This is a genomic window from Gallibacterium sp. ZY190522, assembly GCF_054166015.1.
Genome location: NZ_CM135118.1, coordinates 1,429,745 through 1,442,450 on the forward strand (window position 1 = coordinate 1,429,745; position 12,706 = coordinate 1,442,450).

The window sequence follows — 12,706 nt, forward strand, 5'->3', positions numbered from 1 at the left end:
ATCACGTGATGGGAAAAGTTTGGAGATTAATAAGAAAAAGTAAACTTAATTCTTAGCTAAATAATCAAACCGCAGTTTGGAAAATGACTTCATCCGCTTTTTTCACATAAGCATTGATCTTATCGAAATTCATATAACGATAAGTATCATCTTTATCTGCTTGTAAATCAGCCGCATAGCTTAAATACTCTTCCGGAGTTGGTAATTTACCTAACAATGCCGCAACCGCCGCCAATTCAGCAGAGGCAAGATAAACATTTGCACCTTGACCTAAACGGTTCGGGAAGTTACGGGTCGAAGTTGAAACAACAGTTGATTTCGGTGCAACACGTGCTTGGTTACCCATACACAATGAACATCCCGGCATTTCTGTTCTGGCACCGCTCTTACCGAAAATGCTGTAATAACCCTCTTCTGTTAATAAAGCGGCATCCATTTTGGTTGGTGGCGCAATCCATAAACGAGTAGGAATAACATCGGCAAATTTATTCAATAACTTACCTGCCGCACGGAAATGGCCGATATTGGTCATACAAGATCCGATAAAGACTTCATCAATTTTATCGCCTTGTACTTCAGAAAGTTTGCGAGCATCATCCGGATCATTCGGCGCACAAAGGATAGGCTCTTTAATCTCATCCATATTGATTTCAATAACTGCCGCATATTCTGCATCCGGATCTGCTTGCAATAATTGAGGATCAGCCAACCACGCCTGCATATTTTTAATACGACGTTCTAATGTGCGCGCATCACCATATCCTTCTGCGATCATCCATTTCAATAAAGTGATATTTGAATTCAAATATTCAATAATCGGCTCTTTATTCAATTTAATGGTACAAGCTGCCGCAGAACGTTCAGCTGACGCATCGGAAAGCTCAAATGCCTGTTCAATTTTGAGGTTTTCCAAACCTTCAATCTCTAAAATACGACCGGAGAAGATATTTTTCTTACCTTTCTTCTCAACGGTTAACAAGCCTTGTTGGATCGCATAATACGGAATGGCGTGAACCAAATCGCGCAATGTAATTCCCGGTTGCATTGTACCGGTAAAGCGAACCAATACAGACTCAGGCATATCTAACGGCATCACGCCGGTGGCAGCCGCAAAGGCAACAAGACCGGAACCGGCCGGGAATGAAATGCCGATTGGGAAACGAGTATGTGAGTCACCGCCTGTACCTACAGTATCCGGCAATAACATACGGTTTAACCAAGAGTGGATAATACCGTCACCCGGACGAAGTGAAACCCCACCACGATTCATAATGAAATCAGGCAATGTATGGTGAGTGTTAACATCAACCGGTTTCGGATAAGCCGCAGTATGGCAGAATGATTGCATTACCAAATCTGCAGAGAAGCCTAAGCAGGCTAAATCTTTCAATTCATCACGAGTCATCGGACCGGTAGTGTCTTGAGAACCGACAGAAGTCATACGCGGTTCACAATATTGTCCCGGACGAACACCTTCCACACCACAAGCACGACCAACCAATTTTTGTGCCAAAGTAAAGCCTTTATTGCTGGTTGCCACAGCTTGAGGTTTAATGAACACATCGCTTTCACCAAGCCCTAATTCCTGTCTTGCTTTATGGGTTAACCCACGACCGATAATTAATGGAATACGACCGCCGGCACGCACTTCATCCAATAATACTTGAGTTTTTAAGGTGAACGTTGCTAATACTTCATCGCTGTTATGGCGACAGATTTTGCCTTCATAAGGATAAATATCGATCACATCGCCCATATTTAGTGAAGTGACATCCACTTCGATCGGCAATGCACCGGCATCTTCTAATGTATTAAAGAAAATTGGTGCAATTTTACCGCCCAACACCACACCACCGGCACGTTTATTCGGAATAAATGGAATATCTTCACCCATATGCCAAAGCACAGAGTTGGTCGCAGATTTACGTGAAGATCCTGTTCCAACCACATCACCGACATAAGCAAGTGGGAAACCTTTTTCTTTTAATTTATTGATTTGAGTAATTGGACCAACTTCTCCATCCTTATCCGGTGTAATACCGTCACGGCTGTTTTTCAACATTGCTTTTGCATGTAATGGAATATCCGGTCTTGACCAAGCATCCTGTGCCGGAGAAAGATCATCAGTATTGGTTTCACCGGTTACTTTAAACACAGTAACGGTAATTTTATCCGCTAATTTAGGACGAGATAAGAACCACTCGGCATTCGCCCAAGATTGTAATACCTGTTTTGCGAACTCATTGCCGGCTTTAGCACGATCCGCTACATCGTGGAAACTATCAAACATTAATAATGTGTGAGAGAGTGCTTTCACCGCCAATGGCGCTAACTCCGGATTATCCAACGCTTTCACTAACGGCTCAATGTTATAACCGCCTTGCATTGTGCCCAACAATTCAAGCGCACGCTGTTTGCTGATTAATGGAGAACTGACATCTCCGGCAACCACAGCGGATAAGAATGATGCTTTCACATATGCCGCTTCATCTACCCCTGCCGGAATACGATTTTCAAAAAGATCCATTAAATATTCAGTATTCTGCCCTGCCGGTGCTTTCAATAATTCGATCAATTGTGCAGTTTGTTCGGCATTAAGAGGAAGAGGAACAACACCAGCTGCTTTACGTTGTTCAACGTGTTTTTGATAATCTTCTAGGAAATTAGCCATAGTCCATCCTTAATTATTAATAGTAGCGTAGAAGTAACATTTGATTATTAAAATGCCTAATGTTAATCGTTTGTTAATATAGACCTATGATGAAGGAATGTCAAAAGGTAGATTATCGGATATTTGATCTAGCTCGCAAAATTTTTTATTTATCTAAAAAATAAAGCCGAACAATACATTGCTCGACTTTACAGCAATAAAATGAGAAAAGACTTTCAGCTATTTTAAGCTAAATGGATCGGAATATGGAATAATGCCAGTATTCAACATTTTACTAACATTGCTACCGTGACGATTTCCTAGTCCGGAAATTTCAAAATTAACACCGAAAGAGTGATTGTAATATGTATCCTCTAACGACGAATATTTACCATCAGGTGATGCTGTTAAATAACGTCTTGCTCCGACATTTACTTTCCAGCAACAAGTACTATATTCTACACCTAAGTACTGTTCAACCGGTTTATTTAATTCCACATCCTGATAGATATGTCCAACCATCGCCCAGTTATCGTTTATCTGCCACGATGCAGCCATTCCAACCTGACGAATACTCTGTCCATAAGAGTTTGCACCTACTAAATTTTGATCAATATAATCTTTGCTAACATAACGATAAGTTAACTGAATCAAATTTACACCGGATGGACGATACTCCAACGCCGTGTTCATCAATGAAGTCTGTTTCAATAAAGTATCATATTGATAACTACCCTTCCAATTCCATTGATCGCTAATTTTCCAGTTAGTATCTAGTGCCCAAGAAGAGGAGGAACGTTGAGTACGATGTTCCGGATCGCTATCAATTTTTGATGGCATTAAATAGAAAATTTGTCCAAGTGAAAGGTTAAAACGTTCGTCCGCATTTTTATCAAACCAACGCGTTGTACCACCAACCGTAATCTGATTGGCAGAAGCAATGCGGTCTAAACCACTATAACGACGATCACGGAATAAGGAGAAATAATCTTGCTGTAATAACACGGAGTCATAACCGAAACCTAAATAACGATATTTATCAGTTCCAATATTGCTTTGATCACGATATGGTCGGTATAAATATTGCACTTTAGGTTCAAGTGTTTGTGTATATCCTTCAAATAAAGATTGATCGCTTGCCAATACAGTTGCCAATTCTGCTTTAAATTGAGGAATTACTCGATTTACTGAATGTTCTATTTTATATGCATTATCAGCATTCCCTTCTTTTTGACGGTAGTGAGTTGCATATAACTTTGTTTCTAAATTCAAGCTACCATAACGATTTGCTAATGGCATTGACAACGCTGGCTCAGCGTGAAAACGCCACGCAGAAGGCATTCTTTCACTGTCATTTTTAAATTGTACCGCTTGCGCAAAAAGTGAAAAATCTAAACGATCATTCCATAAAGAATCACGGTAATAGTTAAAATCAATCTGCGGCAAAGTTCTGTATGGGCCTGCACCAGTTAAAGTATCAAACACTTGAAATTGTGTTGCTGAAACGGTTAAATTATAGTTCGGTTTGTAATAACTTAACGCAAAACTCTGTGTTGCATAACCGTCAGTACTGCTACCATAAGGAGAAGAAAAATCATTAAAATATTGTTTATCGCTCACTTTAGTATAATTTACATTAAAACGCCAACTATCCCACAATGAGCCACTGTTACGCCAATAAAGTAAATAGCGAGGATCATCCAGTTTATAATCTTTATAACGATCATCTTTATTATACTCACCTGCCAGTACACCTGAACCTAGAACATTGAGATAACGTGCTTCACCCAACATCTGCCATCCACGGCGACTCATATATTTCGGTGTAATAGTCATATCATAATTTGGTGCAATATTAAGATAGATCGGTTGCGCATAAAAATAACCATCACTACCAGATGTTCCAATTTCTGGCATTAATAATCCGCTACGGCGACGATCACCGATTGGAAACTGCACATAAGGGAAATAGAAGACTGGAATATCTTTCACATAAAAAACAGCATTCCACAAATCAGCATATTCCTCTTTAATATGCTGTTTCATTTCAGAAGCACGTAACTTCCAAGAGTTATTATTTGGTAAGCAAGAAGTAAAAGTAGCATTTTTCAATAAGCGATAATCTTGCCTTAATTCCGCTTTTTCTGCAGTTCCTCTACCTTGACGATTAACAAACTGATAATCAGATTGATAGATATCAGCATCTTTTGAATTGAGATGAATATTCGCTTTTTCACCTAAAACGTGTACTAAGTTATCTTGATAATTTAAATTACCATTGATATAAGCATAACGCTGAAGATTGTCTTTCTCACCTTTCTGTTCAACAAAAACAGAGTTTGCATTCAATTTTCGATTTCCCTGCTCTACCTGAACATTCCCTTGATACAACGCATTTTGGGGCTGATTAATTTCAGCACTATCTGCATCAATATAAACCGGCAACTGGTTAGGATCGGTTTTCACCACCTCACCGGTAAAACGAGGAACACCTAATAAGCATTGCGCTGTTAAATCGGCAAAGCTTTGTTGACTGTAAAGTGCCGCCATAATAGATAGGGATAAAAGTGAGTAATATTTTTTCATCTGTTCAATTATCTTTTACTAATGCTGTTTAAAATAAGGAGGCATTATAGCCTAAATCCACATAGAACATAAAAACTTAATCTGCATTTATCTAAAAACGAGCAAAAAAAAGGCGGTGATTCACCGCCTGAAAAACATCAACTATTAAAGTTTTGCTGCCAACATCGCTTCCAATTTTTCAATATCTGCTGCAAATTTACGAATACCTTCCGCCAACTTCTCAACTGCCATCGCATCCATATTATGTTGCCAGTAAAACTCGCTTTCTGTCATCGCAGCTGGTCGAGGCAATACATCACCCTTATAATCCAATTTACGTGGCAATTCCGCTTCGCTTTCCTGCAACTCTTTCAATAACGCCGGCGAAATAGTTAAACGATCGCAACCTGCCAATTCAGTAATTTCTCCGATATTGCGGAAGCTTGCTCCCATTACTACGGTTTTATAGCCATACTGTTTGTAATAGTTATAAATTTTTGTTACTGAAATTACACCAGGATCTTCACTCGGCACAAATGCTTTCTTATCACTGTTCGCTTTATACCAGTCTAAAATACGACCAACAAACGGCGAAATAAGGTAAACACCTGCTTCTGCACACGCCCTTGCCTGAGCTTCAGAGAATAATAATGTTAAATTACAGTTAATCCCTTCTTTTTCTAGAATTTCCGCTGCACGGATACCTTGCCAAGTAGACGCAATTTTTATCAAAATTCGATCATTACTGATTCCTGCTTCATTATAAAGTGCAATAAGTTTACGTGCTTTTGCTACAGTTGCTTCTGTATCGTAAGATAAACGAGCATCCACCTCAGTAGAAATACGTCCTGGGACGATTTTCAAAATTTCCAAACCAATATTTACCGCTAATTTATCTTCTGCATCAATTAATTGTTGTGCTTTATCTGAACTTTTACTTTTTGCATAATCAACAGCTTCATCAATTAACGAAGCATATTGTGGTAGTTGGGAGGCGCTTAATACTAATGATGGATTGGTGGTTGCATCTTGTGGTTGGTATTTTTTGATTGCTTCAATATCGCCGGTGTCGGCAACAACCACTGTCATTTTGCGTAGAGCTTCAAGTTGTGACATAAAATTTACTCCTTAATTTTATTTGAAAAGTGCTGGCATAGTACCACAGAAACAATTACTCTGAGTAGTACGTTTTCTATTATTGCGATTTACGATATTTAATATTAGCGTAACCGCCTGTTTCAAGACTGAAAACATTACGCTTAAAGACCTAATTGTTGCCAAATCTCATCAATTCGTTTCACGACATTCGGATCTTTTTTAATAGGACGCCCCCACTCCCGTTGAGTTTCTCCCTGCCATTTATTGGTTGCATCAATTCCCATTTTGGAGCCTAACCCCGCTACTGGTGAAGCAAAATCAAGATAATCTATCGGGGTATTTTCCACTAATGTAACATCCCGTGCTGGATCGCATCTAGTTGTAATTGCCCAAATTACATCTTTCCAATCGCGTGCATTAACATCATCATCACAAACCACTACAAATTTAGTATACATAAACTGTCGTAAGAATGACCAAACTCCCATCATTACACGTTTAGCGTGGCCAGCATACTGCTTTTTGATCGTCACTACCGCTAAACGATAAGAACACCCTTCCGGTGGTAAGTAAAAATCAACAATTTCCGGAAATTGCTTCTGCAAAATAGGAATAAAAACCTCATTCAATGACTCCCCCAGTACCGCTGGCTCATCCGGTGGACGACCAGTATAAGTCGAATGATAAATCGGGTCTTTACGCATTGTTAGATGAGTGACGGTAAATACCGGAAAGTGTTCCTGCTCATTGTAATAACCGGTGTGATCGCCATAAGGCCCTTCTAATGCAGTTTCATTCGGATCAATATATCCCTCCAGCACAATTTCCGCACCAGCAGGAATCTCCAGATTGCAACTTAATGCTTTCGACACTTCTGTTTTATTACCACGAAGCAAGCCTGCAAAGGCGTACTCAGAAAGCGTATCTGGAATAGGTGTTACTGCACTTAAAATAGTTGCAGGATCAGCGCCCAACGCTACAACAACTGGGAATTTCTCGTCTGGATGGACTTCTTTCCATTCCTGAAAATCTAAAGCACCACCACGATGCGATAGCCAACGCATAATTAATTTATTTTTTCCAATCAGTTGTTGACGATAAATACCGATATTTTGCCGTTTTTTATAAGGCCCTTTTGTAACTGTCAATCCCCAAGTAATTAAAGGGGCTACATCATCCGGCCAACAGTGCATAATCGGTAAACGGTATAAATCCACCTGATCTCCACTTAAAACAACATCCTGACATTCCGGTTTACTCACCGTTTTTGTCGGCATATTCAACACAGGGCGAAATTGCGTAATGCTGCTGAATAGATCTTTGATCCCTTTCGGTGGCTCTGGTTCTTTCAAAAATGCCAACAATTTGCCTACTTCACGCAAGGCGCTAACATCCTCTTGCCCCATCCCCAATGCAACTCTCTTCGGCGTACCAAACAGATTACATAAAACAGGTATATCAAATCCTTTTGCATTTTCAAACAACAGTGCCGGCCCTCCTTTACGCAAAGTACGATCCGCTATTTCTGTCATTTCTAAATACGGATCCACTTCAACAGTAATACGTTTCAGTTCTCCTTGCTGTTCCAACAATGCAATAAATTCACGCAAATTTTTATACTTCACCCTCTGCTCCTTATTAAGCCAATACTATCCAAGCTAATAAAATTGCTAAGATAAAGCGATATATAGCAAAAGAAACGAATGAGATTTTACCAATTAAATGCAAGAATGTTCGAATAGCAATCATTGCTACTACAAATGCGGTAACGAAACCAACCACAAATAACGGTAAATCATCCCACGAAAGAAAAGGACGGCTTTTATATAAATCCAATGCTGTTGCACCAATCATCATCGGCACAGCTAAAATAAAAGAATATTCTGCTGCTGCTTTTTTACCTACTCCCATCAACAACCCACCGGAAATAGTCGCTCCGGAACGAGAAAAACCAGGGAATAATGCCAAACACTGGAATAGCCCGATCGCAAATGCCTGACGGTAAGTAATTTGATCCAACTCTTCCGCATATGCCGGTTGCGGACGAAATTTTTCCGCCAAAATCAATAAAATACCACCGGCAACCAAAGCACCGATAACATTATGAATATTAAACCAAGATTTGATCGTGGAATGAAATACTAACCCCAACACCACTGCTGGGATCATCCCTAAAATAATATGTATTAAATTTAAGTGAGCTTTGTTACGCTCCACTTTCTCACCGAAATGAATACCGATCAATCCGAACATTTTGCGCCAGTACACAAAAATAACTGCCAAAATCGACCCTAATTGAATAATCACTTCAAACGTTGCCGCTTTTTGCCCTTCAAAGCCAAGAAAATGACCGGCAATTATCATATGTCCAGTTGATGAAACAGGTAAAAATTCGGTTAAGCCTTCAACACAACCTAAAATGAAAGCAATTAATAATTCAGACATTCAAAACTCCTGCTTACGGCAACATTTTGCCAAGCTGTTTACCACCAACCAAATGCATATGTAAATGAAACACTTCCTGTCCGCCGTGTTTATTACAATTCACAATGAGGCGATAACCATCCTCATCAATACCTTGTTCTTTTGCAATTTTTGCAGCAATGACAAACAGATGCCCTAAAACTTGTTCATCTTCCGCTGTTACATCGTTGACAGTTGGGATGATTTTATTCGGAATAATCAAAATATGTGTCGGTGCTTGCGGAGCAATATCGCGAAATGCCGTAACTAAATCATCCTGATAGACGATATCTGCCGGAATTTCTTTACGGATAATTTTGCTAAAGATAGTTTCTGTTGCCATAACTTTTCTCCTTAAAAATAACTAATAATATGAAGGTTAAAATAACTCGTCTATTATAAAGGCTTTTTTATAGTTATGCTTGTAAAAGAGAAGAAAACTTCTTTACATTGTTTTAAAACAACTTTTTAACAATATTTCAATAACTTAATTTGAAATTTGATCTGTATCAACGATACCTCAAAACGGTAATTTCTAAACACTGAATTTGCTATTTATTCCCACTAAAACTTCCTATAATTAGCAAAATTTTTGAAAATATAAAATTTTTTTGAAGGAAATCGTGTTTATGAAAGATGCGACAACTATTGCACTGAATCCGGCACAGATGACAGATCTGGCGGAAGATGTTGCCGCTTATAAAGCACAGAAAAAACCTTTTCTCTCTTTTGCCTCCGGTATTTCCGCCGGTGCCTGTATTGCACTTGCCTTTGTGTTTTATACAACAACACAAACCGGATTAACTAATGCTTCGTGGGGATTGGCTAAACTCGTTGGCGGTTTGGTTTTCTCTCTTGGTGTCATTATGGTAGTGATTTTGGGAACAGAACTTTTTACCTCCTCCACACTAACCGCCACCGCCAAAGCTTCCGGTAGAATTACTGCTGTACAAATGCTACGCAACTGGGTTGTTGTTTATTTTGGCAATTTCGTAGGCAGTTTAATCATTGTGGCGTTAATCTGGTTCGCTGGGCAAACAATGGTCGCGGAAGGTCAATGGGGATTAACTATTCTGAAAACTGCACAACATAAAATTCACCATTCTTGGTTAGAGGCTTTTTGCTTAGGTATTTTATGTAATATTATGGTTTGTGTCGCCATTTGGATGGCTTATTCCGGACGGACGGTAACCGATAAAGCATTAATTATGATTTTACCGATTGGGATGTTCGTTGCTTCAGGTTTTGAACACTGTGTAGCAAATATGTTTATGATTCCAATGGGTATTTTGACAGCACATTATAGTGATGCTTCATTTTGGCAACAATTGGGAATTGATGCTTCACAGTTTGCCGATTTAGATTTCTACCATTTTATTGTGAAGAATTTAATTCCTGTCACATTAGGTAACATTATTGGTGGTGCGGTTTGTATTGGCTTATTCCATCGCTTTTTAGCCAAAGCGCACTAAAGCATTTATTTTTATTCATTATTCAATTAAGGAAATGATTATGACTCAATTAACAGAACAACAACAATTAGCTTGGTCAGGTTTCCAAGCTGGTGATTGGCAAGAAAACGTCAATGTACGTGATTTTATTCAGCGTAACTACACTCCATATGAAGGTGATGAATCTTTCTTAGCTGGTGCTACTGCTGCTACCACCAAACTTTGGGATAAAGTTATGGAAGGTATTAAAGAGGAAAACCGCACTCACGAACCTCTTGATTTTGATACAGACATTCCTTCAACAATCATTTCTCACCCAGCAGGATATATCGAGAAAGAATTAGAACAGATCGTTGGATTACAAACTGATGCTCCTTTAAAACGTGCCATTATTCCTTTTGGTGGGATCAAAATGGTTGAAGGATCTTGCAAAGTTTATGGTCGAGAATTAGATCCTAAAGTAAAAAAAATCTTTACTGAATACCGTAAAACACATAATCAAGGTGTATTTGATGTTTATACACCAGATATTCTACGTTGTCGTAAATCAGGTGTATTAACCGGCTTACCAGATGCTTATGGACGTGGACGTATCATCGGAGATTATCGCCGTGTTGCCCTTTATGGTATTGATTTCTTAATGGCTGATAAATATAAACAATTCTCTTCACTTCAACCACGCTTAGAAAGCGGTGAAGATCTTGAAATGACCATCCAATTACGTGAAGAAATTGCTGAACAACATCGCGCATTGGGTCAAATCAAACAAATGGCTGCCAGTTATGGTTACGATATTTCCGGACCGGCAAAAAATGCTAAAGAAGCTGTACAATGGACTTACTTCGGTTACCTTGCAGCAGTTAAATCACAAAACGGTGCAGCGATGTCATTTGGTCGTGTCTCTTCATTCTTAGATATTTATATTGAGCGTGACTTAAAAGAAGGCACTTTGACTGAAGAACAAGCTCAAGAGTTGATCGATCATCTTGTTATGAAATTACGTATGGTACGTTTCTTACGTACTCCTGAATACGATCAATTATTCTCAGGAGACCCAATTTGGGCAACAGAATCTCTTGGTGGTATGGGTTTAGATGGACGTACTTTAGTAACTAAAAATACATTCCGTTTCTTAAATACTCTTTACACTATGGGACCATCACCTGAACCAAATATGACAATTCTTTGGTCTGAAAAATTACCGGATAACTTTAAACGTTTCTGTGCAAAAGTTTCTATTGATACCTCTTCTGTACAATATGAAAACGATGATTTAATGCGTCCAGATTTCAATAGTGATGATTATGCTATTGCTTGCTGTGTGAGTCCAATGGTTGTTGGTAAACAAATGCAGTTCTTCGGTGCGAGAGCCAACTTAGCGAAAACAATGCTTTACTCTATCAATGGTGGTGTTGATGAGAAAAACGGTATGCAAGTTGGTCCGAAAACAGAGCCAATCAAAACTGAATATCTTGACTACGATGATGTTATGACCCGTATGGATAGCTTTATGGATTGGTTGGCAAAACAATATGTTACTGCCTTGAACATCATCCACTATATGCACGATAAATACAGTTATGAAGCTGCATTAATGGCATTACACGATCGTGATGTTTATCGCACAATGGCTTGCGGTATCGCCGGATTATCCGTTGCGGCAGACTCACTTTCTGCTATCAAATATGCAAAAGTTAAACCTATCCGTGGCGACATCAAAGATAAAGATGGTAATGTTGTGGCTAAAGATATTGCTATCGACTTTGAAATTGAAGGTGAATATCCACAATTCGGTAACAACGACAGCCGTGTAGATGAAATCGCTTGCGACTTGGTTGAACGCTTTATGAAGAAAATTCAAAAACTTAAAACTTACCGCAATGCAGTGCCTACTCAATCTGTATTGACCATTACTTCCAACGTGGTTTACGGTAAGAAAACCGGTAATACTCCGGACGGTCGTCGTGCCGGCGCACCATTCGGACCAGGTGCAAACCCAATGCACGGTCGTGACCAAAAAGGCGCGGTAGCTTCATTAACTTCTGTGGCTAAATTGCCATTCGCTTATGCGAAAGACGGTATCTCTTATACCTTCTCAATCGTACCAAATGCGTTAGGTAAAGATTACGAAGCACAAAAACGTAATTTAGCAGGCTTAATGGACGGTTATTTCCACCACGAAACGACCATTGAAGGCGGACAACACTTGAACGTGAACGTAATGAACCGTGAAATGTTGTTAGATGCAATGGAAAATCCGGAAAAATATCCACAATTAACCATTCGCGTTTCCGGTTATGCAGTGCGTTTTAACTCTTTAACTAAAGAGCAACAACAAGACGTTATTACTCGTACTTTCACACAAACTATGTAATTAATAACTATTGATTAAAAAACTGCCTTTCGGGGCAGTTTTTTTATATCTTTTATTCAAAAATTAAACATATTTCAAAAATATCCGGTTTATTTATATCTCATT

General features: G+C 39.0%; 8 protein-coding genes. 2 read left to right on the top strand and 6 right to left on the bottom strand.

What is annotated here, in order from left to right; all coding sequences use genetic code 11:
• Window positions 1-64: 64 nt before the first annotated feature.
• The 6 genes from acnB to hinT all read right to left on the bottom strand — a co-directional run bounded on the left by acnB (window position 65) and on the right by hinT (window position 9,119).
• On the bottom strand, window positions 65-2,671 hold the full coding sequence (gene acnB / locus ACXPAV_RS07005; protein WP_013746711.1) for a bifunctional aconitate hydratase 2/2-methylisocitrate dehydratase: 2,607 nt from the start codon (window positions 2,669-2,671) through the stop codon (window positions 65-67).
• 219 nt (window positions 2,672-2,890) lie between these two features.
• Window positions 2,891-5,236 (bottom strand): LPS assembly protein LptD, encoded by a 2,346-nt coding sequence (gene lptD, locus ACXPAV_RS07010; RefSeq protein WP_458003077.1) that lies wholly within the window; start codon window positions 5,234-5,236, stop codon window positions 2,891-2,893.
• A 144-nt stretch (window positions 5,237-5,380) separates the two neighbouring features.
• Window positions 5,381-6,331 carry a transaldolase gene (tal, locus tag ACXPAV_RS07015; protein ID WP_039136836.1) on the bottom strand — a complete coding sequence of 317 codons (951 nt, stop codon included), beginning with the start codon at window positions 6,329-6,331 and terminating at the stop codon, window positions 5,381-5,383.
• A 143-nt stretch (window positions 6,332-6,474) separates the two neighbouring features.
• Window positions 6,475-7,938 (bottom strand): 4-hydroxy-3-polyprenylbenzoate decarboxylase, encoded by a 1,464-nt coding sequence (gene ubiD, locus ACXPAV_RS07020; protein ID WP_458003078.1) that lies wholly within the window; start codon window positions 7,936-7,938, stop codon window positions 6,475-6,477.
• Window positions 7,939-7,951: 13 nt separating this feature from the next.
• The gene (bacA, locus tag ACXPAV_RS07025; protein ID WP_458003079.1) at window positions 7,952-8,758 is read right to left on the bottom strand and encodes an undecaprenyl-diphosphate phosphatase; all 807 of its coding nucleotides are present in this window, start codon (window positions 8,756-8,758) and stop codon (window positions 7,952-7,954) included.
• Between the two features lie 13 nt (window positions 8,759-8,771).
• Window positions 8,772-9,119, bottom strand: a complete 348-nt coding sequence (gene hinT / locus ACXPAV_RS07030) for a purine nucleoside phosphoramidase (protein WP_039136831.1) — start codon at window positions 9,117-9,119, stop codon at window positions 8,772-8,774.
• 286 nt (window positions 9,120-9,405) lie between these two features.
• Here hinT and focA point away from each other — a divergent pair, with 286 nt between their 5' ends.
• Entirely contained in the window at window positions 9,406-10,248 is an 843-nt protein-coding gene (gene focA, locus ACXPAV_RS07035) for a formate transporter FocA (protein ID WP_458003080.1), read from the top strand.
• Window positions 10,249-10,288: 40 nt separating this feature from the next.
• Window positions 10,289-12,601, top strand: a complete 2,313-nt coding sequence (gene pflB, locus ACXPAV_RS07040; RefSeq protein WP_458003081.1) for a formate C-acetyltransferase — start codon at window positions 10,289-10,291, stop codon at window positions 12,599-12,601.
• The last annotated feature ends 105 nt before the right edge of the window (window positions 12,602-12,706 follow it).